The sequence below is a fragment of the Shewanella carassii genome, from assembly GCF_002777975.1.
Lineage (GTDB): Bacteria > Pseudomonadota > Gammaproteobacteria > Enterobacterales > Shewanellaceae > Shewanella > Shewanella carassii.
Window position 1 is genome coordinate 1 of sequence record NZ_NGVS01000008.1, and the last position, 25,296, is coordinate 25,296.

21 protein-coding genes are annotated in these 25,296 nt (G+C 54.3%); 14 read left to right on the forward strand and 7 right to left on the reverse strand.

The window, feature by feature from the left end:
- Window positions 1–182: hypothetical protein (locus tag CBE72_RS20300; RefSeq protein WP_206191789.1), on the forward strand; the 182-nt coding region annotated here is incomplete at its 5' end.
- Between the two features lie 704 nt (window positions 183–886).
- Here CBE72_RS20300 and CBE72_RS06405 read toward each other — a convergent pair.
- Window positions 887–1,894 carry an isocitrate dehydrogenase gene (locus CBE72_RS06405; RefSeq protein ID WP_100142823.1) on the reverse strand — a complete coding sequence of 336 codons (1,008 nt, stop codon included), beginning with the start codon at window positions 1,892–1,894 and terminating at the stop codon, window positions 887–889.
- 256 nt (window positions 1,895–2,150) lie between these two features.
- Between CBE72_RS06405 and CBE72_RS06410 the strand changes: the two genes are divergently transcribed.
- A complete protein-coding gene (locus tag CBE72_RS06410) occupies window positions 2,151–5,003 on the forward strand; it encodes a prolyl oligopeptidase family serine peptidase (protein WP_100142824.1) in 2,853 nt (950 codons plus the stop codon).
- Window positions 5,004–5,338: 335 nt separating this feature from the next.
- Here CBE72_RS06410 and trhP read toward each other — a convergent pair whose 3' ends face one another.
- A complete protein-coding gene (trhP, locus tag CBE72_RS06415; RefSeq protein WP_100142825.1) occupies window positions 5,339–6,727 on the reverse strand; it encodes a prephenate-dependent tRNA uridine(34) hydroxylase TrhP in 1,389 nt (462 codons plus the stop codon).
- Window positions 6,728–7,038: 311 nt separating this feature from the next.
- On the opposite strand from trhP, the gene CBE72_RS06420 reads away from it, so the two are divergent.
- Together CBE72_RS06420 and CBE72_RS06425 are read left to right on the forward strand one after the other, a co-directional pair.
- A complete protein-coding gene (locus CBE72_RS06420) occupies window positions 7,039–7,881 on the forward strand; it encodes an HDOD domain-containing protein (protein WP_100142826.1) in 843 nt (280 codons plus the stop codon).
- 47 nt (window positions 7,882–7,928) lie between these two features.
- Entirely contained in the window at window positions 7,929–9,422 is a 1,494-nt protein-coding gene (locus CBE72_RS06425; RefSeq protein WP_100142827.1) for a putative bifunctional diguanylate cyclase/phosphodiesterase, read from the forward strand.
- A 31-nt stretch (window positions 9,423–9,453) separates the two neighbouring features.
- Here the strand turns inward: CBE72_RS06425 and CBE72_RS06430 are convergent, their stop codons facing one another.
- Both CBE72_RS06430 and CBE72_RS06435 read right to left on the reverse strand, forming a co-directional pair.
- The gene (locus CBE72_RS06430; protein ID WP_100142828.1) at window positions 9,454–9,876 is read right to left on the reverse strand and encodes a thioesterase family protein; all 423 of its coding nucleotides are present in this window, start codon (window positions 9,874–9,876) and stop codon (window positions 9,454–9,456) included.
- Window positions 9,877–9,936: 60 nt separating this feature from the next.
- Window positions 9,937–10,683 (reverse strand): substrate-binding periplasmic protein, encoded by a 747-nt coding sequence (locus CBE72_RS06435; RefSeq protein WP_229671899.1) that lies wholly within the window; start codon window positions 10,681–10,683, stop codon window positions 9,937–9,939.
- Window positions 10,684–10,873: 190 nt separating this feature from the next.
- On the opposite strand from CBE72_RS06435, the gene CBE72_RS06440 reads away from it, so the two are divergent.
- Complete coding sequence (locus tag CBE72_RS06440; protein ID WP_100142830.1) at window positions 10,874–11,299, forward strand: OsmC family protein; 426 nt, start codon at window positions 10,874–10,876, stop codon at window positions 11,297–11,299.
- Between the two features lie 84 nt (window positions 11,300–11,383).
- Here CBE72_RS06440 and CBE72_RS06445 read toward each other — a convergent pair whose 3' ends face one another.
- The 3 genes from CBE72_RS06445 to ettA all read right to left on the reverse strand — a co-directional run bounded on the left by CBE72_RS06445 (window position 11,384) and on the right by ettA (window position 17,515).
- A complete protein-coding gene (locus tag CBE72_RS06445; RefSeq protein WP_100142831.1) occupies window positions 11,384–14,503 on the reverse strand; it encodes a multidrug efflux RND transporter permease subunit in 3,120 nt (1,039 codons plus the stop codon).
- A complete protein-coding gene (locus CBE72_RS06450; protein ID WP_100142832.1) occupies window positions 14,503–15,594 on the reverse strand; it encodes an efflux RND transporter periplasmic adaptor subunit in 1,092 nt (363 codons plus the stop codon). Before CBE72_RS06450 ends, CBE72_RS06445 begins: the two co-directional genes overlap by 1 nt.
- 253 nt (window positions 15,595–15,847) lie before the next feature.
- The gene (gene ettA / locus CBE72_RS06455; protein WP_100142833.1) at window positions 15,848–17,515 is read right to left on the reverse strand and encodes an energy-dependent translational throttle protein EttA; all 1,668 of its coding nucleotides are present in this window, start codon (window positions 17,513–17,515) and stop codon (window positions 15,848–15,850) included.
- 228 nt (window positions 17,516–17,743) lie between these two features.
- Here ettA and glyA point away from each other — a divergent pair, with 228 nt between their 5' ends.
- From glyA to CBE72_RS06500, 9 genes are all read left to right on the forward strand, one after another.
- Window positions 17,744–18,997 (forward strand): serine hydroxymethyltransferase, encoded by a 1,254-nt coding sequence (gene glyA / locus CBE72_RS06460; protein WP_100142834.1) that lies wholly within the window; start codon window positions 17,744–17,746, stop codon window positions 18,995–18,997.
- Between the two features lie 109 nt (window positions 18,998–19,106).
- Window positions 19,107–19,559: a transcriptional regulator NrdR gene (gene nrdR, locus CBE72_RS06465; protein WP_025009434.1), complete on the forward strand. Its 453-nt coding sequence runs from the start codon at window positions 19,107–19,109 to the stop codon at window positions 19,557–19,559.
- A gap of 40 nt (window positions 19,560–19,599) precedes the next feature.
- Window positions 19,600–20,724 (forward strand): bifunctional diaminohydroxyphosphoribosylaminopyrimidine deaminase/5-amino-6-(5-phosphoribosylamino)uracil reductase RibD, encoded by a 1,125-nt coding sequence (gene ribD / locus CBE72_RS06470; RefSeq protein ID WP_100142835.1) that lies wholly within the window; start codon window positions 19,600–19,602, stop codon window positions 20,722–20,724.
- Window positions 20,725–21,381 carry a riboflavin synthase gene (locus CBE72_RS06475; protein WP_100142836.1) on the forward strand — a complete coding sequence of 219 codons (657 nt, stop codon included), beginning with the start codon at window positions 20,725–20,727 and terminating at the stop codon, window positions 21,379–21,381.
- 81 nt (window positions 21,382–21,462) lie between these two features.
- Window positions 21,463–22,569 (forward strand): bifunctional 3,4-dihydroxy-2-butanone-4-phosphate synthase/GTP cyclohydrolase II, encoded by a 1,107-nt coding sequence (gene ribBA, locus CBE72_RS06480; RefSeq protein WP_100142837.1) that lies wholly within the window; start codon window positions 21,463–21,465, stop codon window positions 22,567–22,569.
- Between the two features lie 119 nt (window positions 22,570–22,688).
- Window positions 22,689–23,165: a 6,7-dimethyl-8-ribityllumazine synthase gene (gene ribH / locus CBE72_RS06485; RefSeq protein ID WP_093983597.1), complete on the forward strand. Its 477-nt coding sequence runs from the start codon at window positions 22,689–22,691 to the stop codon at window positions 23,163–23,165.
- A gap of 13 nt (window positions 23,166–23,178) precedes the next feature.
- Complete coding sequence (gene nusB, locus CBE72_RS06490) at window positions 23,179–23,586, forward strand: transcription antitermination factor NusB (protein WP_039034259.1); 408 nt, start codon at window positions 23,179–23,181, stop codon at window positions 23,584–23,586.
- 89 nt (window positions 23,587–23,675) lie between these two features.
- Window positions 23,676–24,632, forward strand: coding sequence for a thiamine-phosphate kinase (gene thiL, locus CBE72_RS06495; protein WP_100142922.1), 957 nt, complete (start codon window positions 23,676–23,678; stop codon window positions 24,630–24,632).
- Complete coding sequence (locus CBE72_RS06500; RefSeq protein WP_100142838.1) at window positions 24,633–25,127, forward strand: phosphatidylglycerophosphatase A family protein; 495 nt, start codon at window positions 24,633–24,635, stop codon at window positions 25,125–25,127.
- Window positions 25,128–25,296: the final 169 nt, after the last annotated feature.

Below are 25,296 nucleotides of genomic sequence, written 5' to 3' on the forward strand. Positions count from 1 at the left end.
AAACAATTAGCCAAAGGTCAAGTTTTGACAAAGGCAACAAAACCCTGATTTGGGTTGTTTTTACAACAGAATTGACTGGGTTTGAAACCCAAAGCGACACGACTTTAAGCCGCTGGCACAGCGGCTATCATAGCTTCCAGCTAAAAGTTCCTAAGTCGAGCTTCCGGCCACGGTGTAGCTAATCACCTGCGGTGCGCCTTTCGCACAGGCGATCCTGTGACTCGTTATAAACCCATCCATGGGCGCTCGACGAAAACGTCCCTGTTTTCGACGGTCACAGTTCCGCCTGTGCCTGGAAATGAGGTGTATGTCTGCAGACATTTCAGATGTTTCAAGCTACTCCATTTTTTACAGAATTACACCAACTCCCGCTCGAAGCGGCCGCAGGGCGTTGATGACAATCGCGTAGCGAGGCATGGATGCCGAAGCAGCGCCAGTCGAATCAGGGGCGAGTGTCGCTTAGCGACGAGCTAACGAGCGCGAAACAGGATGTTGAGCTGGATAAGAGTCACATGGATGTGACTCTGAGCGTCTGAAGCGGTAGTTATTTGCGCCATTAGGCCGAGGGGCTTTCGACACCGTGTGGGGCGGCAAGGGAGATCCAAGAGGGGGTTGCTGTTGATCCCCTCTTGGTCGGGTGTGGGGCGGCGAGTGTCGTCTAGCGACGAGCTTACGAGCGAGAGCCAGGGATGGCGAACTGGCCGTTGTGCATGGATGCATTTGCTCCACGACTTTAACCCGCTGGCACAGCGGCTAACATAGCTTCCAGCTAAAAGTCGCTAATTGGGCCTCCGGCGGCGGATGTTTCCCATTGCCTGCCAACACAGGTATAAAAAAGGATGACCTTGGGTCATCCTTTTTAGCAACTTACTGAGTTGATATTAGATCAGAGTCTATCCAGCACCGCTTGGGTGAAATCTGTGGTGCCATGGGTACCACCGAGATCGCGGGTAGTGCGGTCGCCTTCTTCGATAACCGCAGAAACTGCAGCGCGAATGGCGGCGGCTTTATCTGACATACCCAAGTATTCCAGCATTTGGATAGATGCCAGGATCACTGAAGTTGGGTTCGCCAGGTTTTTGCCGGCAATATCCGGGGCACTGCCGTGAACCGCTTCAAAGATAGCGGCGTTGCGGCCGATGTTGGCGCCCGGGGCCATGCCCAGACCACCCACCAGACCGGCGCAGAGATCAGACAGAATGTCACCGAACAGGTTGGTGGTGACTATCACGTCGAAGTTTTCCGGGTTCATCACCAGCTTCATACAGGTGGCGTCAACAATCATCTCTTCGGTAGTGATATCCGGATAACGCTGGCTGACTTCACGGGCCACTTTCAGGAACAGGCCTGAAGTTGACTTCATGATGTTGGCCTTGTGGACTATGGTCACCTTCTTGCGACCTTCCTTGCGAGCCAGTTCATAGGCGAAGGTAGCAATCTGCTCGGCACCCTGACGGGTAATGATACTGGTGGCTTCGGCAATGGCACCGTCTTCAGACAGCTTTTGTCCCAGGCCTGAGTACATACCTTCAGTGTTTTCACGCACTGTAATGATGTCTATGTTCTCATATCTGGCTTGGGTGCCCTTGAAGGAAAGCACAGGCCGCACGTTGGCGTACAGGCTGAACTTCTTACGCAGGGTCACGTTGATAGAGGTGAAGCCTTCGCCAACAGGGGTTGTCAGTGGGCCTTTGAGAGTGATACGGTTCTTCTCGATGAGATCCAGCGTGCGCTGAGGCAGGAGCTCACCGTGTTTTTCCAGAGCAGTCAGACCGGCATCGGCAAATTCATATTCAAAGTCGCACCCCGCCTTATCGAGAATTTTAAGGGCTGAGTCGATAATACTGGGGCCGATCCCATCACCAGGGATCACGGTAATAGTTCTTTTTGACATGGAGAGGTCCTTCCACGGTTGGTCGTTACTGCTATTTATCAGACCATGTCATCGACACGGTTTTCGACTGAGGATCTTGTACTTTAGAACGCCGCTATTCTATACACTTTCAACGCGTTTTCACAGGGAATAGTGAGCAATATCACGCTTTTTTGTGTGGGTTAGCTTGCTAAAAAGCGGGTGCCTGACCATGATGGAACGCCAATAAAATAATAAAGTCTACTTTAGTCTAACAACAATGAAAAAGAGGACGATCTTGAAGTTAACGCCCTTAGCCTCGCTGCTGTTGCTGTCAGCCGGTTTCGCGACCGCTGTCAGTGCCCAGAGCAGCCCCTCACTGACCCTCAAGGATATAATGCAGTTTGAGTCGATTACCGATCAGGTTCTCGACCCACAAGGCAAGGTGCTGGCCTACAGTGTCGCGCCGGATCGCGGCGACAGCCGGGGTGTGGTCAAGTCACTGGTCAATACCAAGGCTTATGATGTTGCCGGCGGCTCCAAGCCGCAGCTGTCAGCCGATGGCCGTTACACCGCCTTTACTCTGGCGCCTTCGCTGCTCGAATCGGAAAAGCTTGCTCCCAAGGCGCGCAAGAAGCTGAAAAATGGTTTGTTGCTGCAGGATAACACCACAGGTGAGCAGCGCCGCTTTGAGCGGGTCAAGTCTTATGCCTTCAGCGAAGATGGTACTTTACTGGCTATCTGGTATGAAGCCGATGAAAAAAGTAAAGAGAGCTCAGAGGCAAACGGCATTGATGCCAAAGAGGCCTCAGCCCAAGCAGCCACTCAAGCATCCGCCTCTGAGGCTCCAGTAGCCAAAACGCCGAAACTGGATGCCGGTAGCAGTTTCGAGCTGTTGTCGCTGGCAAGCGGTAAGTCACAGCGTTTCGAGCATGTGACCGCCTGGCAACTGGCTTATAACGGCAGCGTGCTGGCACTGGCGCAAAACGACAGTGCCAGTAATAGCCACAGCATCTCTGTGCTCGATACCCGCAGCTTTGAACTCAAATCGGTCAGCAGTCAAGCCGATAAGCAGTTTGGCGCCCTGGCTCTGAGCCGTGATGGCCGCTATCTTGCCTATACCCGAGGTGATGCGGCGCTGGATGCGAATGAGCGCCCCTATGCCTTGTCTCTCTACGACAGAGAGTCGGGTAAACTGAGCCAGATTCTGCCGAGCAAGGGCGACAGCAAGGGTTGGCTCATTAATCGTCATGCCAAGCTGAGCTTTTCGGCCGACGGTGAGCGGCTGTTCTTTGGCCGGGTGCCCGAGATAAGCAAGCAGCTGCAAATTCCCAAGGTGGAGCAGAGCAGCGACCTGTACGACACCGCGCTGGTCAGTGCCCAGCGGGATCTGAGCCTCTGGCACGGGGATGATCCGCTGATCAAGCCCAATGAAGTCAAACAGTATGAAAAAGAGCAGAGCCGCACTTATCTGGCTGTGCTGCATCTTGGCTCGCGTAACCTGGTGCAACTGGCCGACCGCAAGGTGCCGGACATTGAGCTGAGCGAACACAAGCGGGTGCTGCTGGGGAGTTCGGATATTCCCTATCGCAAGATGATCACCTGGGCTGGTTTCTACCGGGATTTTTACCTGGTGGATATCAATACCGGCCACAAGACCCGGGTATTGACCCAACAGCCAAGCGGCAGTGCGCCAACCTTGTCACCGGCCGGTAAATACCTGGCCTTTTATCAGCAGGGCGGCATCTATCTCTATGATGTGGCCAGCGGTCGCAAACATAACCTCAGCAGCAAGCTCAAGGTCAGCTTCGCCGACGAAGATCATGATTATCCCTCTGCGGCGCCCGGCTATGGCTTCGGCCCTTGGCTCGAGGATGACTCAGGCCTACTGGTGTACGACAAATACGATATCTGGCAATTTGATACCCGCTCCCACGACGGCTTTATGCTGACAGGTGGCGAGGGCCGTAAGCAGCAGTTAAGTCTGCGTATCGAAGCACTGGCCCAGCCAGACAAGGCTTATCCGGCCACTGTGGCGCGCAACCAGGCTGTGCTGCTGCAGGGCTATAGCCACAAGACCAAGGCTGACGGTTTTTACCGTGCGGTTATCGGCCGGGCTCAGCTGACGCCGCTGCTTGCCAACGACAACAAGCTGTCTGTGCTGGCTAGGGCCGACAAGGGTGATACCTTGCTGTTCAGTCAGGAGCGTTATGACAGCTATCCGGATCTCTACAGCTCGGCTTTGCTTGAACCGGCCAAGGCGGTCAAACAAACTGACTTTGATGCCCAGCGCCGCAAACTGCCCTGGGGCAAGTCAGAGCTGGTGCACTGGCGCGACGGTGATGGCCGTGAAATGGACGGCGTGCTAATCAAGCCTGCCAACTATCAAAGTGGCAAGCGGTATCCTGTGTTGGTGTATTTCTACCGCTTTATGAGCGATCGCCTGCACGCCTTCCCGGACATGAAAATCAATCACAGGCCCAATTTTGCCTGGTATGCCGCCGATGATTACGTCATCTTCCTGCCGGATATTCGCTTTGAAGTCGGCTATCCCGGTATCAGTTCTGTTAAGGCCTTGACCGCCGGAGTGCAGAAGCTTATCGACATGGGGATTGCCGATCCGGATGCCGTGGGTATTCAGGGCCACTCCTGGGGCGGTTACCAGACAGCCTTTGCCGTGACCCAGACCAATATCTTCAAGGCCGCAGTCAGCGGCGCGCCGGTAAGCAATATGACCAGTGCCTACAGCGGCATACGTCACGGCACCGGCCTTGCCCGTCAGTTCCAGTATGAAACCGGCCAGAGCCGTATCGGTGAAAGTCTGATGCGCGCGCCGCAGAAATACATAGAAAACTCCCCTGTGTTTTATGTCGACCGCATTCAAACGCCGATGATGATTATGTTCGGTGACAAAGACGATGCCGTGCCTTGGGAGCAAGGGGTTGAACTGTACCTGGCAATGCGCCGCGCCGGAAAAGATGTGGTCTTGCTGCAGTATCAGGACGAGCCGCACCATTTGAAGAAGTATCCCAACAAGCTGGATTACAGTGTGCGGATGAAAGACTGGTTCGATCATTACCTCAAGGGTGCCAAGGCCCCCGAGTGGCTTGAAAAGGGCGAAGCCTATCGCGAGCCCAAGGCGGAAGACTGAACTTTCTTGCTGGCAAAATAACTCACAGAGGCGGCCTAATTGGTCGCCTCTTTTTTGGGTTGAGAGGCTTAATTTCAGACACGATAGCGCCAAGACAAGGCTCGATAGGCACTGTGAAACGGGAGCATAGAGAGTTTAGGGCGTTATCTTGCTCGTCATTGGGTTCGATTGTCTTCGCCTGTAAAAGATGGCCTGTCTTTGGCGCAGCATTAACGCAGAACCCATGCCAACGACATGCAAGATTGCCGGATATTGAGTAGGGCTAGGTTGTGGTCAAACAGAGCAAAAGAAAGGCTGCCTAAGGCAGCCTTTGTTCCTTGGCAATCAAGCCGGACTCATTTGCTTGCGGTTTGGGTGGCCGCCTTGGTTTCAGCATGGGGATTGCGGGTGTCCATACCTTCCGGCAAGTTACGCAGCAAGATGGCTGAGTCCAGTTCCAAATCGGCCGGTACCGGCATGTAGACGGTATGGCCCGAACCTAAACCTGCCTCAATGGCTTCGCCCTTACGGTTTTGCAGGCTTTCCAATGTCAGGTTGATGTTGCCTTGTGGCGTCATCATCTCCAGGCTGTCACCCAGCAAAAACTTGTTCTTCACTTCGATTTCGGCCAGGCCTTCGGCGTTACGCTTACCGGTAAACTCACCGACAAACTGCTGGTTGTCACTGATAGAGTGGCCGTATTCATAGTTCTGGTACTCATCGTGAACATGACGGCGCAAGAAGCCTTCGGTGTAGCCTCTGTGAGCCAAGCCTTCCAGGCGGTTCATCAGGCTGCGGTCGAAGTCTTTTCCGGCAGCGGCATCGTCTATGGCCTGACGGTAAAGCTGCGCCGTGCGCGCCACGTAGTAGAAGGACTTGGTGCGGCCTTCAATCTTCAATGAATCCACGCCGATACGGCTCAGGCGCTCTACGTGCTGAATGGCGCGCAGATCTTTGGAGTTCATTATGTAGGTGCCGTGTTCGTCTTCGAAGGCCGGCATATATTCGCCGGGACGGTTGGCTTCCTGTAGCAGGAAAATCTGATCGCTGCTTGGGCCCTGGCCCAAAGTCGGCTGCTCTATATGCACCGGATTGACTGCGACTATGTCGCCGGTTTCATTTTCCTTGGCCTCGTGGGCATCATACTTCCAGCGGCAAGCATTGGTGCAGGTGCCTTGGTTGGGATCGCGCTTATTGATATAGCCGGACAACAGGCAACGGCCGGAATAGGCCATACACAGTGCGCCGTGAACAAACACTTCCAGCTCTATGTCCGGGCAACGTTGGCGGATCTCTTCGATTTCATCCAGTGACAGCTCGCGGGAGAGGATCACACGCTTGATCCCCTGGGACTGCCAGAATTTGACCGAGGCCCAGTTGATGGCGTTGGCCTGTACCGACAGGTGCACGACCTGCTCGGGAAAGGCTTCACGAACCATCATGATGAGACCGGGATCTGACATGATGAGGGCATCCGGCTGCATGGCGACCACAGGCTCCATGTCCTTGATATAGGTCTTGAGCTTGGCATTATGGGGAGCGATATTGCTGACCACATAGAGTTTCTTGCCCAGAGCATGGGCTTCCTGAATCCCCGTAGCCAGATTTTCCATCTTAAAGTCGTTGTTGCGAACCCTTAAGCTGTATCTGGGTTGGCCCGCATATACGGCGTCTGCACCATAGGCAAAGGCATAGCGCATATTTTTCAGGGTCCCGGCGGGAGACAGAAGCTCTGGTTTAAACATAATTTACTCTCAATTAACGGCAGTCCGGCGGTTGCACGACTTGGCAGCAGGGGCGGCATTTTACTCAATTAGGGCCAGGCTATCAAATATCCCCGCCCCAGGTTGCCAATCAACAAACTTTGGCCATTTAAAATGGCCTTAATGGTTCAACTTGGCGAGCCATTTAGAGGGCTTTAATTCCGACAAGCTGTTACTTGGTTGAATTTTAGTGGCAGTTAACATCGCTTGACGTTTTTTTACGCTTACGGCCGCCGGGGTTGCTGATATACTGAGTCACAGTATCTGAACAGTTTTTTTACATTGGAGAGTGCATGTCTACCGAACATCAACTCTTGGTTGGTTTGTTGCGGAAACTCAAGAACGATACCCTGGTGCTGCCCACTTTGCCGGAAGTCGCCATGCGGGTGCAGGAGGTGGTCAGTCGTCCCGACTCAAGCCTGAGGGAAGTTGCCGATATCATAGGTCAGGATGCGGCTATATCGGCGCGTATGATCAAGGTAGCCAACAGTGCTTTCTACAGCCGGGGGATCCCGGCGGAAAACATCAACAGCGCGGTGACCCGTATAGGCTTGGCGCAGATAAAATCTATTGCTACCTCCATCGCCATGGAGCAGTTGTTTATCTCTACCAACGAGATGGTGTGGGAAGTGATGGACGAAGTGTGGCGCACTTCCATCGATGTTACCGCTGCGGCTGGCGCCATGTTGCTTATCTATAACAAGACCCATCCGGGCAGCGGCCTGAATTATGATACTTTGACCCTGGCGGGCCTGGTACATAATATCGGTGCCTTGCCGGTACTGACCGAGGCCGAGGCTCATCCCGAGCTCTTTGGCAGCATAGATCAGCTAAGAGCCTTGGTGCGCAAGATGCAAGGGCCCATAGGGCGGGCGGTACTCAAGAGCTGGGACTTTGCCCCGGATGTGATGGAAGTGGTCGAACGCTGGGCCGATCTGCCCTATCTGCCGGATCATGTGACTTACCTGGACTTCATTCGTTCGGCGGCCTTCTATACCGGTGAGTTACGAGCCGGCGCCGAGCTTGAGCAGCGCCTGGAAGTCTTTGTCGACAGGGGCTTACCCGTCAGTGCCGAACTGCTTGGCAGTGATGAGTTTCTGGACAAGTATCACTCAATCAAGCAAAGCTATGAATGAGTATTGCATTAACCCTGCTTGATCTTTAACGGGAGAATATCGCTTTGATGATAGGCCCATGGTTGCTTTCTATCGCGTTAATCACAGTGTTTATTCTCCTTTTGTGGCGCCGCCAACGTCAAAAAGAGCGGCGTTTTATCAAACAGCTCGGCAAACAACTCGACAATCAGATAAAAGTGCGCGCACCACTTGAACTCCCTTGGGTGCCGGTCGCCTTCTATGAGCTGGTCAATAGTCTGGAGAAGTTGCTGCTGGCCCTTCCGCCACCTGTGGGGAAAGATAAACTCACCGGCCTTGCCAATAGGGTAGGGCTCAAGCGCAGCGTGACCGCCTTGATGCCGTTGCAACAGGGCACCATGGTGCTGCTGGATATCTACCGTTTCCGTTACGTTAATGACCTGTTCGGCTTTGCCTTTGGCGATCAGCTGCTTAAGTTGATTGCTGAGCGTTTGCAGGGGCTGCAACACGCGCCCAGATTGCTGGCGCGGATGAATGAAGATGAGTTTCTGCTGTACTATGAGCAGCATCAGACAGAGGAGGATCTGCATCGGCTGCGGGGACGGTTACAGGTGCCTTTTGATATTGATGGTACGCCGGTGAGTATCCGCATTCAGATGGGCTATCTGGATTTGCATGCCCATCATGCGGATCTCAGCCTGATGTTGCGCCGCCTGGATCTGGCGCTGAAAAAGGCCCGCAGTAGCCGAGACCTATTGGCCGGTTATCAAACGGGTGAAGACAGCATTCAAATGCGCGAGCTGGAGATCATCAACAGCTTGCCCAAGGCATTGAAGACCGGGCAGTTGTATCTGGTTTATCAGGCCAAAGAAGAGGTAAGCAGCGGCCTTTGTCGCCAAGTTGAAGCGCTTATTCGCTGGGAACATCCCAAATTCGGTGCTATTTCCCCGGCCGAGTTTATTCCGTTGGCTGAGTATTCCGGCATGATAGGCTTAGTGAGTCAGTGGGCACTGGAGCAGGTGATGCAACAGCAGTGCAAGTGGCGTAGTGGTGGCTTCAAGGTGCGGATTGCACTTAACCTTTCGGCGCAGGATCTCAATAACGGCTGCATGCTGCAGGAGATTGAACGCCAATTGCAGCATTATCAGTTACCGGGTGAGGTACTGGCGATAGAGATCACCGAGAGTAGCCTGATGGCCGATCTCGAGCAGGCGATAAAAATCCTGGAGCGGCTGCGGCAACTGGACATTCGCCTGGCGATAGATGACTTTGGTACCGGGCACTCGTCGCTGGCCTACTTGAAAAATCTGCCGGTAGATGAAGTTAAGATCGATAAGGCGTTCAATGAAGAGCTGCTTAGCAACAGTAATGCCAAACATATCATGCGCGCCAGTATTCAGATGGCCAAGTCGCTGGGGTTTGAGGTCACTGTTGAGGGGGTCGAGTCGATGGCACTGAAACAGATGCTGATCTCCCTGGGAGCCGATCAGCTGCAGGGGGATATTGTCGCCAAACCCAAGACGGCGCCCGAGCTTGAATATTGGTACGCCAAGCACAGCATGCAAACCAAGACGGTGAGCTGAACGATTGGCTACAGGCCTAAGCCTGCCGTCGCTATGCTGTTAACTGTGTCCCCAACTGTTCGAGTAGGGTTACCGGCATGGGGCAAAGCTGGCGCTGACTATTCATACACACCATTTCTACCCGGCCACTGACAGCCGCTCTGGCGGCATTTTCACGCCAGATCTCCTGCTCCCACACTGTGCGGTATTTGCTTTCGAAGGCAAAGCGGGTACGGACATCCAGGATATCGGCAAATTCGACCCCTTCCTGACAGGTGAGCTCGGAGCGGTAGACCGCAAAACCTATTCCATCCGAATGCCACAGGCGTTTGAGTTCATTGGCCCCTATGACCTGTTCACGGGCGCGCTCGAAGTACTTCAGAAAATTGGGGTGATACACCACGCCGGAAAAATCCGTGTCTTCGTAGTAGATCTGCAATTGAAAATGAAACCATGGGCTGAAGCTGAGCTGCATGCAAATACCTGTGATTGAGTCGCGCCAGGCAGTTTAGCACTCACGTCGGTAAAGGTCAGCTCAGAAGCGACCGCTGCTGATGATCTGCTGATATTGACCACTTTGTTTCATCTGTCTCAGTCCTTCATCCAGTGCCTTGGCTAACTTTGGAGAGGAGGCATTTTGCAGCGAAAATGCCAGGAATATTCGGCTCTGATGGTTGGAAAAGGCTGGCAGAATATCCTCTTCAACCCTCATACGTTGGATAAAGCCTTCGGCCACCTTATCAAACATGATGGCGGCATCGATACGATTGAGCAGCAAGAGATTGAGCAGTTGCTCCTGACTGGCAACCTGTACCAGTTGCAACTGTTTGCCCAGCTCAGAAAACTCATCACCGTATTCATAGCCCTTGATAATCCCAACCACGCTGCCCTTGGGTAATTGCCATTTGTTTTGGGCATTCAGTGGCCGGTTTTTGTTGTAGTAAAAAGAGGCGTTGGCGATAAACAAAGGCTCTTCGCCAAACAGAAAATCCGCTTCTGTGCTGCGCTCACGAGTCACATTGAACACTCCGTGTACCTTTCCCTTTCGGGCCATCATTAAGGCTCTGGAGTAGGGCACTACCAAGCTTTCTACTTGAATATGTTCAATGGAAAAAGCCGCGGCGATCAGTTGATGAGACAGGCCTCGCCCGGTTCTGTCGGCGAAGGGAGGCCAGCTGTCTTCGGCGGCGAGTAAGACTTTTTTCTGGGGGGTTGCCCTGGTTGACTCGGTAGGTAATATGCAAAGAAAACAAATTAATACAGCTATTATTCCAGATCTCATTCTCATCCTTTGATTGAGGCGCCCGGTTTGTAATGGTCAAAAATAGTACCTGAGTCTTAGTCTTTTCGATAGTCTCTGTGAGACAAGTTTTTGAGTTGTGAGCTTGGCGACATTTACGCCATACGGGTTTGCATTTTAACAAGCATTAGATTAATCTCATTAAAATTTTTCTAATGGATGAGGTAGTACCATGGCAGAAAAGATCATTGAACTCGAAACCAAAATGGGTAAAGGCTGGAAAGTAACAGCGCAGGTGCGTGAGCATACCTTGGTCATTGACCAACCGACGGCCGGTAACGAAGGGGCCAATCCGCTTGAGACTTTCCTGTTTTCTCTGGGCGGCTGTATTTCGGCTATCGCCAGAATGGTGGCCAGAGAGCAGAAAATCGATCTCAGGGGCATGAACATCAAGGTACGTGGCGAGATGAATTCCGATGGTTTGCTTGGGAAACCCAGCGAGGATCCGGTCGGGTTTCGCCGAATTACCCTGGATGCCGATATCGATGCCGACTTGACAGCAGAGCAGAAGCAGCAGTTTCTCGATACTGTCTGCAATCGCTGTCCCGTGCATGACAACCTGTTGAGCGCTTCCAGAGTAGAACATCAAAGTCTCTGAGTGCTGTCGGGCATTTTTTAACAGACAAGGGATGCCGCATGGCATCCCTTGTTTTATTGAGGCTTTCGATTGTTCCAGACAGGATTAATCTGAACCTGAGCCTATGTTTATCTGCGCCTGCTGCCGGGCGATAGCGGCATTGAGCCTGTCTTTGACATGGCCGGGCGACTTGGTGTTATAGGACAAGAGTCGATACATGGCCGGGATCACCAACAGGGTGACAAAGGTCGCAAACGCCATACCGAAGAACACCACAGTACCCACGGCAATACGGCTCTCAGAGCCGGCACCGGTGGAGAAGATCAGCGGGATCGCGCCGACAATCGCGGTGAAGGAGGTCATCAGGATCGGCCGCAAACGCCGCGCCGAGGCATCGATAACCGCCTGTTCGAAGGCCAGCCCCTTGTCTCGCAGTTGGTTGGCAAATTCGACTATCAGAATACCGTTCTTGGTTACCATGCCTATCAACATGATCATCCCTATCTGGCTATAGAGGTTGAGCCCTTGTTGTGTCAGCCACAGGCCAAGGAAGCCGCCGAATACCCCCATGGGGACGGTCAACATCACCACCAGTGGGTTGATAAAGCTTTCGAACTGAGCCGCCAGCACCAGATAAACCACCAAGAGGGCCAAACCGAATACCAGCAGCATGCTGCTCTGGTTTTCCTTGAAGTCTTTCGACTCACCTGTATAGCTGATACTGATATCACCGGGCAGGGATTCAATCGCCTTGGCGTCGAGGAAATCCAGTGCTTCCCCCAGAGTGGCGCCATCCATGAGGTTAGCCTTGATGGTGATGGATTTTTGCTTATTGGTATGGCTCAGTCGCTGCGGCGAGGCCACTTCTTCGATATGCGCCAGGCTGTCGAGGGTAACCAGCTCGCCCTTGCTGGTCCGCATATAGATCTGGCTGAGGTCGCTCATGCTGCTGAACTGTTTTTCATCCCCGCGCACGTAGACATCATACTCTTCACCCCTGTCCACATAGGTGGTTTGTTTGCGGCCGCCGAGCATCACCTCCAGGGTTTCCGAAACATCGGCAACACTGACACCAAGCTCTGCCGCCCTTTGTCTGTCAACCGTGACCAGAAGCTCAGGGGTGGTTTCGGCATAATCGAGATCGGCGCCGCGCATCAGGCCGCTGCTGTTGGCCTCCTGTTGCAGCAGCTGTGCCCATTTGAACAGCTCTTTATAGTCGGATCCGCCGATCACAAACTGCACTGGCTCACTGGAGCGGCCACGGAAGCCGGGTAACATGGGCCGCACCATCACATCGGGAATATCTTTCAATACCTGGGCTATCATCACCAGCGCCTGATCGGCGTTGATATTCCTGTCTTTCCAATCCTCGAGCTGCATGATCACAAAACCTGTCTGATCACCGGCGCGGCCACCAAAGGCCGGCGCCTGCACACTGAAGGACTTGAGCACGCCCTGGCCCAGCAGCGGCATCAGCCTATCCTGTACTATGTCCATGTTGGCTGTCATGCGGTTATAGCTGGTGCCTTCGGCGCCCTTGATAAAGGCGAAGATCACCCCGCGGTCTTCCTGCGGTGCCAGCTGTGCAGGGATATGGTTTACCAGCAAGGCACTGCCGCCGATACAGGCGAGGATCACCAAGGGCGCCGCAACCTTGTGACGTATGGCAATGGCCACCATGGCGCGATACTTAAGCTCGAGCGCGGCAAAGAAGCGATTCAAGGCGCGGTTGAAGGCGTTGGGTTTGACATTGGCCTTGAGCAACTGGCTGCTGAGCACAGGTGTCAGTGTCAGCGCGACCAGGGATGAGAACAGTACAGACACCGCCAGCAGCACGGAAAACTCGGTGAACAGCAAGCCGACCATGCCTTCCATAAAGGAGATGGGCAGAAATACCATCACCAATACCGCCGTGGTGGCAATAACGGCAAAGCCCACCTCGCGGGTGCCCTTGTAGGCGGCCAGCAGCGGATCTTCCCCGCGCTCTATGTGGTGAAAGATATTTTCTACCACCACAATGGCGTCATCCACCACCAGTCCTATGGCCAGGATCAGTGCCATCAGGGTCAGCAGGTTGATGGAAAAGCCCAAGAAGTAGGCGGCCATAAAGGCCGAGATTAGCGAGACCGGCACAGTCACAGCAGGAATAAGCGTTGCCCGCAGCTGGCCGATAAAAATATACAGCACCAGCAGTACCAGCGCCGCCGTGATATAGAGGGTGTAATACACCTCATCTATGGCCTGATCGATAAACACGGTCGAGTCGTAGTCCACATACAGCTGGGTACCGGCCGGCAGAAACTTTTGCAGTGCGTCCACCTGCTTGTAGACATCTTTGGCGACATCCAGCGGGTTGGCATCCGATTGCGGCACTATCCCCAGGCTGAGGTTGACTATGCCGTTGCTCTTGAAGGTGGAGTTCTCATTCTCGGCGCCGACAAACACTTCGGCCACATCCTTGAGATAAACCGGCGAGCCGTTTGCGCTGCTGACCTGCAGATAGTCGAACTGTTCAGGACTCAGATAGAGGCGGGCGGTGCGCACCGTCATCACTGTGGTGTCGTTACGCAGCTCGCCGCCGGGGGATTCCATATTCTCCGCCTTCAGGGCTGCAAGGATATCCTGCACAGTGACATTGCGACCGGCCATCTGCTCAGGCTTGAGGCGCACATACATCACCTTGTAGAGGCCACCTGATATATCCACCGAGCTGACCCCTGTGATCAGGTTGAACTTGTCTTCCAGCACCCGGCGGGAATAGTCAGTGAGCTGGGTACGATCCATCTCGCTGGAGCTCAAGTTGACATAGATGGAGGGCTCGCCCGAGCCGTTGTCTTTGGAGACTATCGGATCGTTGGCCTCTTCCGGCAGCCTGCGCTGCGCCCGGGCCACGGCATCACGGACATCGCTCACCCCTTCGGTGAGGTTCCAGCCCAATTTGAAGGTCACTGTGATCCGCGACATGCCGTTGCGGCTCACCGAGGTGATTTCATCGATACCGCTGATGCCTGTCAGCTCATCCTCAAGGTTTTTGGTGACCTGACTCTCCATGATAGAGGCGCTGGCCCCTTCATAGGTGGTCATCACTGTGACGACCGGGCTCTCCACATCCGGCATTTCCCGCACCGACAGCTTGCTGAAAGACACCAGACCAAAGACACACAAAAGCAGGCTCAGCACTATGGCACTGATCGGCCGTTTGACCGAGACATCGGATAACAACATCAGTGAAGCTCCCCGGTCTGCTGTACTGCTTCGGCGGTCAAGGGCTTGACGCTGGCGCCATCACGAATATTCACCAGCCCCTGCACCACAATGCGATCCCCCAGGCTGACGCCATCTGTGATCAGCACCAGATGTTCGACCCGGGCGCCCAGATGCACTTCGGTGCGGTGGGCTATGTTGTTTTCATCTATGCGATAGACATAGCGCTTGGTGCCGGAATACTCTAACGCCTGCACCGGCACTACCGCCTGGTGCAGTGGTGGGAAGGTCAGGGTGGCCGACAGCATCATGCCCGGTCTCAAGCGTTTGTTTGGGTTGTTGAATTCTACCCGCACCCTGACATTGAGGGTATCCGGGTTGACTCTGGGATCTATGGCAACCACCTTGCCCTGAAACAGTTGGCCGTTCCAGGCACTGCTGCTGCCTTGAACCTGCATGCCGACACTCAGTTGCGACAGATAAGACTCGGGTACCTGCAGATCGAGCCGCAGCAAGCTCAGATCATCGAGACTCAAGAGTTCGGTTCCCTGGCTCACCAGCTTGCCCTTGCTGAAATCCACCAAGCCCACTGTACCGGAAAAGGGAGCCCGCAGATGGTGGTAGGAAAGTTCGGCTCTGGCCGAGGCCAGCCTGGCTTCGGCGATACTGACGCTGGCGCGTTGGGCATCAATTTCTGTCTGGGTAATGGCGTTGCGGCCGATCAGTTTTTCATATTCGCCCAACTTACGCCGCTCATCGGCCAGATAAGATTCGGCTTCCATCACCGCCGCCTTGGCCTTGGACTCTTCCAAAACCAGCAAGAGATCACCCGCCTTCACCTCTTGATTGGAGCGCACCGCGATAGCGTCTATCTTGCCGGCGACTTGAGGCGCTATGGTGACCGAGCGCTCAGCTTCCAGCTTGCCAATCAGAGTCAGGGATTGCGCCAGGGACTGCTCAGTGACTGTGGCAGTAATCACGGGAACGGAAGCTTTTTTCATCCCCATGCCTGAGCCGGGTTTTTTGACGGTATTTTCTGCCGTTGGAGTCAATAGGAGATAGGTGGCCACACAAAGGCCAAGGACCAGGAGTCCTATGTAGCTTTTCTTCATGGTGTCTTATCTGATTCCGGTAGAGATCCATTGCGGATCTTGAGGGCACCTATTTTACGTTAGCCTTATGCATAAAGCTGGTAAATGAGTGTAAAAAAGCGCAAATTCCAGTACAAAAATGTGACTGGAAAATCGATTCACGTAACCGTCTCTGGCCTATGTTATTTGAATGAAGTGATGTTCAGGGAATAAAAAAAACGGAGGCCGCTACCTCCGTTTTTTATGTATGACTGTGGGTATAGCCCTTGAGGCCCTACTTGGTCATTCGCTTGTACTTGAGTCTGTGCGGCTCAATCACATCGGCACCGAATTGGTTTTTCAGCCAGGCCGAGTATTCTGTGTAGTTACCTTCGTAGAAGTTAACCTGACCTTCGTCACGGTAGTCGAGGATGTGAGTACAGATACGGTCGAGGAACCAACGGTCGTGCGAGATCACCATGGCGCAGCCGGGGAATTCCAACAGCGCTTCTTCCAGTGCCCGCAGAGTTTCCACGTCCAGATCGTTGGTCGGTTCGTCGAGCAGCAACACGTTGCCGCCGGCTTGCAGCAGCTTGGCCAGATGCACCCGGTTACGTTCACCGCCGGAAAGTGAGCCGATGATCTTCTGTTGATCGCCACCACGGAAGTTGAAACGACCGACATAGGCGCGGCTCGGGATCTCCAGATTATTGATCCGCATGATGTCCTGGCCGCCGGAGATCTCTTCCCAAACCGTGTTCTTGTCGTTCATCGAGTCACGGAACTGTTCCACAGAGGCGATTTGGACTGTATCACCTATCTCGATTTCACCGCTGTCCGGTTGCTCGGCGCCACTGATCATTCTGAACAGGGTCGACTTACCGGCACCGTTGGCACCGATAATACCGACGATGGCGCCCTTGGGAACGCTGAAGCTTAAGTTGTCTATCAGAACCCGGTCACCATAGCTCTTGGTGAGATTACGCACCTCAATCACCTTGTCACCCAGGCGAGGACCGGGCGGAATAAACAGCTCATTGGTCTCGTTGCGGCGCTGATAATCTGAGCTGTTCAGCTCTTCGAAGCGGGCCATACGGGCCTTGCCCTTGGACTGACGTCCCTTGGCACCCTGACGCACCCACTCCAATTCCTTGGCAATCGTCTTTTGGCGGGCGCTTTCGCTGGCGGCTTCCTGCTTCAGACGGGCATCTTTTTGCTCCAGCCAGGAGGAGTAGTTGCCCTGCCATGGGATACCTTCACCCCGGTCCAGTTCCAGGATCCAGCCGGCGGCATTGTCGAGGAAGTAACGGTCGTGGGTAATGGCGACCACAGTGCCTGAGTATTCCTGAAGGAAATGCTCCAGCCAAGCAACGGATTCGGCATCCAGGTGGTTGGTCGGTTCGTCCAGCAGCAGCATCTCCGGTTTTTCCAGCAGCAGACGACAGATAGCCACCCGGCGACGTTCACCCCCGGAGAGCACCTCTACCTTGGTGTCCCATTCCGGTAGACGCAGGGCGTTGGCGGCGCGCTCGAGAATGTTGTCCAGATTGTGGGCATCCTGGGCCTGAATGATGGCTTCCAGCTCGCCTTGCTCCTTGGCCAGGGCGTCGAAGTCGGCATCCGGCTCGGCATAGGCCGCATAGACTTCATCCAGACGCTTGAGGGCGTTTTTGGCTTCGCTGACGGCTTCTTCTATGGTTTCCCGTACTGTCTTGTTGGGATCAAGTTGGGGCTCCTGGGGCAGGTAACCTATCTTGAGTCCCGGCATGGGACGGGCTTCACCTTCAATTTCGGTGTCCAGACCTGCCATGATTTTCAACAGGGTGGATTTACCCGAGCCGTTGAGACCCAGGACACCAATTTTGGCGCCGGGGAAGAAACTCAATGAAATATCTTTGAGGATCTGCTTTTTGGGCGGCACTATTTTGCCGACCCTCAGCATGCTGTATACAAACTGAGCCATATTGTTTCTCTGTTGTCCTGAACTGAGTTTTCCTAAACTGGCGGCAGTTTACCAATTTGCCAGGGCTCCTGCCAGATGCGGCCGGATAGCGGCACCATTGTTCAGCAAATGAAACATAGTCATCTGCTGACACAAGGATTTTCATCATCCTGCGACTGGGATATTTGTCACACTCAGAGTAGAATACCGCGCAACCCTACCCATAAGATTTGCCAGCTGGAGTGACAGATGCTGAAGAAAAGTATGAACATTGCCGACTATGATCCTGAGCTGTTCAAGGCGATTGAGGATGAAACTCGTCGTCAGGAAGAGCACATTGAGCTGATCGCCTCCGAAAACTACACCAGCCCCAGAGTCATGGAAGCCCAGGGCTCACAACTGACCAACAAGTATGCCGAAGGTTATCCTGGCAAGCGTTATTACGGTGGTTGTGAGTATGTCGATGTGGTGGAGACTCTGGCAATTGAGCGTGCCAAGCAGCTGTTTGGCGCCACTTACGCCAACGTTCAGCCACACTCAGGTTCACAGGCCAACAGCGCGGTTTATATGGCGTTGCTGCAACCCGGCGATACCGTACTGGGGATGAACCTGGCTCACGGTGGTCACCTGACCCACGGCTCTCCGGTTAACTTTTCCGGCAAGCTGTACAACATCATCCCTTACGGTATCGATGAGTCTGGCAAGATTGATTACAGCGAACTCGAAACGTTGGCGCTGGAACACAAGCCCAAGATGATCATCGGCGGCTTCTCGGCCTACTCAGGCATAGTTGACTGGGCCAAGCTGCGCGAAATCGCTGACAAAATTGGCGCTTACCTGTTTGTCGATATGGCACACGTAGCTGGTCTTATCGCTGCCGGTGTTTATCCTAACCCTGTGCCGCATGCCCACGTGGTGACGTCGACCACTCACAAGACACTGGCCGGTCCCCGCGGCGGTGTGATTCTGTCGGCTGCCGACGATGAAGATCTGTACAAGAAGCTGAACTCCGCGGTATTCCCGGGCGGTCAGGGTGGTCCTCTGATGCACGTTATCGCCGGTAAAGCCGTGGCCTTCAAAGAAGCACTGGAGCCGGAATTCAAGACCTATCAGCAGCAGGTGGTCAACAACGCCAAGGCCATGGTTGAGGTGTTCCTTGAGCGCGGTTACAAGATAGTTTCCGGCGGTACAGATAACCATCTGATGCTGGTGGACCTGATTGGCCGTGAGCTGACCGGTAAAGAAGCCGACGCCGCTCTGGGCCGCGCCAATATCACAGTCAACAAGAACTCTGTGCCTAACGACCCCCGCTCACCCTTTGTGACCTCCGGGGTGCGTATTGGTACTCCGGCCATCACTCGCCGCGGCTTCAAGGAAGCCGAAGCCCGTGAACTGACCGGCTGGATCTGTGATGTGCTCGACAATGCTCACGATGACGCCGTTATCGAGCGTGTTAAGGGCCAGGTGCTGGAACTGTGCGCTCGCTTCCCTGTTTACGGTTAACCTTTTCAAGGGAATAGGATAAACTTCGATGGCCGCTGAATTCAGCGGCCATTTTTATTTCTGCCATTTCGCAGCAGCTGCTGCCGGCAACTGAGCACCAGGAGGCATAATGCATTGTCCATTTTGCAGCGCGACGGATACCAAGGTGATAGATTCCAGGCTGGTGGCAGACGGTCATCAGGTGCGCCGTCGCCGGGAATGTACTCTGTGTCATGAACGCTTTACTACCTTTGAAGGTGCCGAGCTTGTCATGCCCAGAGTGATCAAGCGCGATGGCAGCAGGCAGCCGTTCGATGAGGACAAGCTGCGCGGCGGTATGCTGCGCGCCGCCGAGAAACGTCCGGTTTCCATGGATAAGATTGAAGAGGCGATCAGCAAGATCAAGTCTACCCTCAGAGCCACAGGCGAGCGGGAAGTGACCTCGGAAATGATCGGCAACCTGATGATGGATCATCTTATCGAGCTGGATAAGGTGGCCTATATTCGCTTTGCCTCCGTGTATCGTGCCTTTGAAGATGTGTCAGAGTTTGGTGAAGCGATTGCCAAGCTGGAGAAAAAATAGGCTGCCAGTCACAGCCAACTGTTAAGTAACGGAAACCCCCATGTGGTCCAATACTGATATCGCCATGATGAGCCGCGCCATAATGCTGGCTCGCCGTGGCTGCTATACAACCCGTCCCAACCCCAATGTCGGCTGCGTCATCATAGATGCCGATGGCAAGATTGTCGGTGAAGGCTGGCATCAGCGTGCCGGCGAGCCCCATGCCGAAGTACATGCTCTGAAAATGGCCGCTGATAAGGCCCGCGGCGCTACCGCCTATGTCACCCTCGAACCCTGCAGTCATTATGGTCGCACGCCGCCCTGTGCCGAAGCCTTAATTAAACATGGCCTCAAGCGGGTGGTGGTGGCTATGACAGATCCCAACCCTCAGGTGGCCGGCCGAGGTATCGGCATGTTGCAGGAGGCCGGGGTTCAGGTGCAGAGTGGTCTCTTGGCTGAGCAGGCCAGAGCGTTGAATCCGGGCTTTTTATCGCGAATGGAGCGAAATCGCCCCTGGGTCACCCTCAAGCTGGCGGCGAGTCTCGATGGCAAGACGGCGTTGGCCAACGGCGAGTCCAAGTGGATAACCGGCCCCGAGGCGCGCCGCGACGTGCAAAGGCTCAGGGCCCGTAGCTGCGCTCTGCTCACCGGCATTGAAACCGTATTGGCCGATGACCCTTCCTTGAATGTCCGGCACGCTGAGCTTGGCAGCCTGGGTGAAACCCTGAGTGAGCAGGAGCTTATTCAACCGCTGCGGGTGATACTCGACAGCAACTGCCGTATGCCGCTCGATGCCAGGTTATTGAAGATTGTCAGCCCGGTACTCTTGGTCAGCTGCCGCCCCTATGAGGATGAGTTCCTAGCCGCTTTGCCGCCTTATGTCACCACTTTGGTGTTGGCCGGTGAAGACAACAGAGTCGATATCGCGGCGCTGCTGCAACACCTGAGCCAGAGCTGTAATGCGGTGTTGGTCGAGGCCGGGGCAACGCTTTGCGGCGCCTTTATTAGTGCCGGACTGGCCGATGAACTGCTGCTCTACCAAGCCCCGAAACTGCTTGGCGCCGCTGGCCGAAACCTGCTGGCCTTGCCAAACTATCAACAGATAGCCGATACCCCGGCGATACGGGTAACTGACCAACGTAAGCTGGGCAATGATACCCGGCTTACTCTCAAGATAGGTGATTGAATGTTTACCGGAATAATTGAAGCTGTCGGTACAATACGGGCCCTAGAGCGCCGTGGTGATGATATTCGTCTGACGGTGGCCAGCGGCAAGCTGGACCTTGGCGATGTCCAATTGGGTGACAGCATTGCCACCAACGGTGTGTGTCTGACCGTGGTTGAACGCCTGGCGGATGGTTATGTGGCCGATATTTCGGCTGAAACCGTTAGCCTCACCGGCTTTGACCGCTACAGTGTCGGCACCAAAGTCAACCTGGAAAAGGCGGTCACGCCAAGCACCCGTTTGGGTGGGCACTTGGTCAGTGGCCATGTGGATGGTATGGCGCGGGTCATCAGCGTGACCCCAAGGGGCAAGGCGCTGGAGTTTTGGCTCGAGGCACCTGCTGAGCTTGCCCGTTACATTGCCCATAAAGGGTCCATTACCATAGATGGCGTTAGCCTCACGGTCAACGAAGTCGATGGCCGCAATTTCCGTCTCACCATAGTGCCCCATACCGCCAGCGAAACCACTTTGCTTGATCTGCGTCCCGGAGTTCAGGTGAATCTGGAGGTGGATCAGATAGCCCGCTATCTTGAACGTCTGATGCAGCACAAAGAGGAAGGACAGCCGAGCGAAGGCGTGACCCTGGCCATGCTCGCCAAGGCTGGTTTCATGCGCTAGATGTGCGCCAGCCCACTGGTTATCGTGCGCTAACAGGTTAGAATTCATTGATTTCACAGAGTAATAAATAAAGGTCTTACAATGGCGCTACACAGTATCGAAGAGATCATCGAGGATATTCGTCAGGGTAAAATGGTTATCCTGATGGACGATGAGGACAGGGAAAATGAGGGCGACCTCATTATGGCGGCGGAGAAAGTCACCCCGGAAGCGATCAACTTCATGGCTCGCTATGGTCGCGGTCTCATTTGTCAGACGATGAGCAAGGCTCGTTGCCAGCAGTTGAATCTGCCCTTGATGGTCAGCAACAATAACGCCCAATTCTCAACCAACTTCACCGTCTCTATCGAGGCCGCTGAAGGGGTAACCACAGGCATTAGTGCCCATGACCGCGCGGTGACAGTGCAGGCGGCGGTGGCAAAAAATGCCAAGCCTTCCGACATAGTTCAGCCCGGACACATTTTTCCGCTGATGGCTCAGGATGGCGGAGTATTGGTGCGCGCCGGTCATACCGAAGCCGGTTGCGATCTGGCGCGTCTGGCCGGTTTGGAACCTTCGGCTGTGATCGTGGAGATCCTCAATGAGGATGGCACCATGGCGCGCCGTCCAGATCTGGAAGTGTTCGCCAAGGAGCACGGCGTTAAGATGGGCACCATTGCCGATCTGATCAACTACCGTAATAACACAGAAACCACAGTGGTACGTGAGGCCAAGTGCAAGCTGCCTACCCGTTTCGGCGAGTTTGAGCTGCACACCTTCCGCGACACCATAGACAATCAACTGCACTTTGCCATGGTTAAGGGCGAGATTGTCGACAATATCCTGGTGCGGGTGCACCTGCAAAACACCATTAATGACCTGCTGTTTTCTGAGCGCGATGAAGTGCGCAGCTGGCCGCTGGAGCAAGCCATGGCGCGAATCGCGACCGATGGTGGTGTGCTGTTACTGCTAGGTAATCAGGAGCCGAACGAGAGCATTATTGCCAAGCTCAAGGCTTTTGAGGCCGAAGACAAGGGTGAAGTGCCGGTAACTGCCAAATGGCAGGGAACCTCCCAACGGGTTGGCGTAGGCTCACAAATTCTGGCGACGCTTGGCGTCAACAGAATGCGCCTACTCAGCTCGCCCAAGCGTTATCACTCTTTGGGTGGTTTTGGCCTAGAAGTCACTGAGTACATTCCCGGCGAATGAGCCGACCAAATTAATTAACCATTTCCGAATAATTGCATAGGGCGGAGGGGTAAATTGCGTGCTATCATAGCGCCACTTTTTGCCCCCGGCCGGGTGCTTTAGCTAAGTTAGGTAAGATAATGAACATAGTTCAAGGTAATATCGAAGCAAAAAACGCCAAAGTCGCGATCGTTGTATCCCGTTTCAACAGCTTTGTGGTTGAAAGTCTGCTGGAGGGTGCCGTAGACACTCTTAAGCGCTTCGGTCAGCTAAGTGACGACAACATCACTGTGGTACGCGTACCTGGTGCTTTCGAGCTGCCTTTGGCCGCCCGTCGTGTTGCCGCCAGTGGCAAATTCGACGGTATCATCGCCCTGGGGGCAGTGATCCGTGGTGGTACACCACACTTTGATTTCGTTGCAGGTGAATGCAACAAGGGCCTGGCTCAAGTGGGTCTGGAATTCGATATCCCGGTATCTTTCGGGGTATTGACCACAGACACTATCGAGCAGGCCATTGAGCGTTCCGGCACCAAAGCTGGCAACAAAGGCGGTGAAGCTGCCCTGGGTCTGCTGGAAATGGTGAACGTGCTGCAACAACTTGAGCAACAGCTGTAATACAGGAAAAAGCATGAAGCCTTCAGAGCGCCGCAGAGCCCGCCGTTTAGCGGTTCAAGCCATCTATTCATGGCAACTGAGCGGGAACAATATTGCCGATGTGGAGCACGAGTTTCTGACCGAGCAAAACATAGACGGCGTGGATGTCGCCTACTTCCGTGAACTGTTCACCGGAGCGACAACCAAAAAGGCTCAACTGGACGAGTTAATTGCCCCCCATCTGGATCAACGTCCCATGGAAGAGGTTGATCCCGTAGAAAAGGCTATTTTGCGTTTGGCGGCTTACGAGCTGACTTTCCGCAAGGATACGCCTTACAAAGTGGTGATCAACGAGGCTATCGAGTTGGCCAAGGCGTTCGGCGCCGAGGACAGCCACAAGTTTGTCAATGGCATATTGGACAAACTGGTAGCTCGTCGCTAAACCAGAAAGAAATTAGATAAACGGTATCGTCAGATACCGTTTTTTTCATTGGAAAACCGGGAGGCTACCTAGCTGTGGCCAAGTCAACAGTGAAAGAATTTCAACTTATCGAACGCTATTTTCACGGCCGTGGCCAAGCGCGCAAAGATGTCCGCCTCGGCATAGGTGATGATTGTGCCCTGGTGCAACCCGCCGAACACAAATCCATTGCCATCTCCTGCGATACCCTGGTGGAAAATGTCCACTTCTTGCCGGACATGCCGGCTCAGGCACTCGGTTATAAGGCGTTGGCGGTCAATCTGTCCGATCTCGCCGCCATGGGGGCCGAGCCTGCATGGATGACCCTGGCGCTGACCATGCCCAGTGTCGATGAAACCTGGCTGGAGCAATTCAGTGCAGGTTTGTTTGAAGCGGCTGATTACTACGGTATTTCCCTGGTCGGAGGCGACACCACCCGCGGCCCAAAGGCCATCAATATCACGGTTCATGGCCAAGTGCCGGAAGGTAAGGCGCTCACCCGTAGCGGCGCCCGCGCCGGTGATTGGATTTATGTCACAGGTTCTCTGGGGGACTCAGCCTTGGGGCTGGATATCATCCGCGGTGAATTGAAGGCGAGGGCCGAGCACAAGGAATATCTGGTTAACCGCCACTATCATCCCAGCCCTAGAGTCTTGGCCGGTCAATCCCTGAGAGGCTTGGCATCGAGCGCCATAGATCTCTCAGATGGCTTGCTGTCGGATATCAAGCATATCCTCAAGGCATCGGCCGTCGGGGCGGTTATCGAAGTGGATAAGCTGCCGCTGTCCCAGGCGATGAAAGATACAGTCACAGCGGATGCGGCACTCGACTATGCCCTTTGTGGCGGCGAAGACTATGAGCTGCTGTTCACTGTGCCGGAAGCGCAGCGCGGCGCGCTGGAAACCGCCTTGGGCCATGCCGGAGTCAAGTTTTATCTGGTTGGTCAGATAATGGCCGGCAATCAACTCAGGCTGCAATATCATGGTGAGGTATTCGAGCCGCAACAGACAGGATTTGAGCATTTTTAAATGAAGTGGTTTGCTCATGACGAGGCGCTCGCAAGGGTCAGCCTCAAGAATCCGGTGCATTTTCTGGCACTCGGTTTTGGCTCTGGCCTCGCGGCTAAGGCGCCGGGGACTTTTGGAACCTTGGCGGCAGTGCCTGTGTTCCTGTTGTTGTCCCAGTTCAGTTTGGGGGGGTATCTTGCCGTGACACTGCTGGCCTGTATCGGCGGCATTTATCTGTGCGGCAAGACTTCCAAAGATATGGGGGTGCATGACCACGGCGCTATCGTATGGGACGAAGTGGCGGGGTTACTGATCACCATGATTGCCGCACCGGCCGGAGCACTCTGGTTGTTGCTGGGCTTTGTGCTGTTCCGCATTTTCGATATCTTCAAACCCTGGCCCATTCGGGTGCTGGATGCCAAGGTACATGGCGGTCTTGGCATCATGGCCGATGATATTCTGGCCGGCATCTTCTCAATGTTGTCACTGCAGGCGATTGTGTGGGCGGTAGGCTGAAACAGCCTTGAGCCGAAATGTATAAGCCTTGAGCAGAAACGTATAAGCCTTGTGGCGGGTTGCAATCACTTGATTCCAGTATTTGATTCCTGCCGTTGACTCAGCATAGTCCGCTAACCCTCATTGAATACCAGGCGCCGTCGATTCGGCGCCTTTTTCCTTGTTACCT

What these genes read in the sequence shown, in the direction of transcription:
- ribD (WP_100142835.1), top strand. Translation starts at nt 19,600, where the DNA reads ATGTGGTCCAATACTGATATCGCCATGATGAGCCGCGCCATAATGCTG.
- CBE72_RS06420 (WP_100142826.1), top strand. Translation starts at nt 7,039, where the DNA reads ATGTCTACCGAACATCAACTCTTGGTTGGTTTGTTGCGGAAACTCAAG.
- trhP (WP_100142825.1), bottom strand. Translation starts at nt 6,727, where the DNA reads ATGTTTAAACCAGAGCTTCTGTCTCCCGCCGGGACCCTGAAAAATATG.
- CBE72_RS06430 (WP_100142828.1), bottom strand. Translation starts at nt 9,876, where the DNA reads ATGCAGCTCAGCTTCAGCCCATGGTTTCATTTTCAATTGCAGATCTAC.
- CBE72_RS06435 (WP_229671899.1), bottom strand. Translation starts at nt 10,683, where the DNA reads ATGAGATCTGGAATAATAGCTGTATTAATTTGTTTTCTTTGCATATTA.
- CBE72_RS06445 (WP_100142831.1), bottom strand. Translation starts at nt 14,503, where the DNA reads ATGTTGTTATCCGATGTCTCGGTCAAACGGCCGATCAGTGCCATAGTG.
- glyA (WP_100142834.1), top strand. Translation starts at nt 17,744, where the DNA reads ATGCTGAAGAAAAGTATGAACATTGCCGACTATGATCCTGAGCTGTTC.
- ettA (WP_100142833.1), bottom strand. Translation starts at nt 17,515, where the DNA reads ATGGCTCAGTTTGTATACAGCATGCTGAGGGTCGGCAAAATAGTGCCG.
- ribH (WP_093983597.1), top strand. Translation starts at nt 22,689, where the DNA reads ATGAACATAGTTCAAGGTAATATCGAAGCAAAAAACGCCAAAGTCGCG.
- CBE72_RS06405 (WP_100142823.1), bottom strand. Translation starts at nt 1,894, where the DNA reads ATGTCAAAAAGAACTATTACCGTGATCCCTGGTGATGGGATCGGCCCC.
- CBE72_RS06450 (WP_100142832.1), bottom strand. Translation starts at nt 15,594, where the DNA reads ATGAAGAAAAGCTACATAGGACTCCTGGTCCTTGGCCTTTGTGTGGCC.
- CBE72_RS06500 (WP_100142838.1), top strand. Translation starts at nt 24,633, where the DNA reads ATGAAGTGGTTTGCTCATGACGAGGCGCTCGCAAGGGTCAGCCTCAAG.
- nrdR (WP_025009434.1), top strand. Translation starts at nt 19,107, where the DNA reads ATGCATTGTCCATTTTGCAGCGCGACGGATACCAAGGTGATAGATTCC.
- ribBA (WP_100142837.1), top strand. Translation starts at nt 21,463, where the DNA reads ATGGCGCTACACAGTATCGAAGAGATCATCGAGGATATTCGTCAGGGT.
- nusB (WP_039034259.1), top strand. Translation starts at nt 23,179, where the DNA reads ATGAAGCCTTCAGAGCGCCGCAGAGCCCGCCGTTTAGCGGTTCAAGCC.
- CBE72_RS06475 (WP_100142836.1), top strand. Translation starts at nt 20,725, where the DNA reads ATGTTTACCGGAATAATTGAAGCTGTCGGTACAATACGGGCCCTAGAG.
- CBE72_RS06425 (WP_100142827.1), top strand. Translation starts at nt 7,929, where the DNA reads ATGATAGGCCCATGGTTGCTTTCTATCGCGTTAATCACAGTGTTTATT.
- CBE72_RS06440 (WP_100142830.1), top strand. Translation starts at nt 10,874, where the DNA reads ATGGCAGAAAAGATCATTGAACTCGAAACCAAAATGGGTAAAGGCTGG.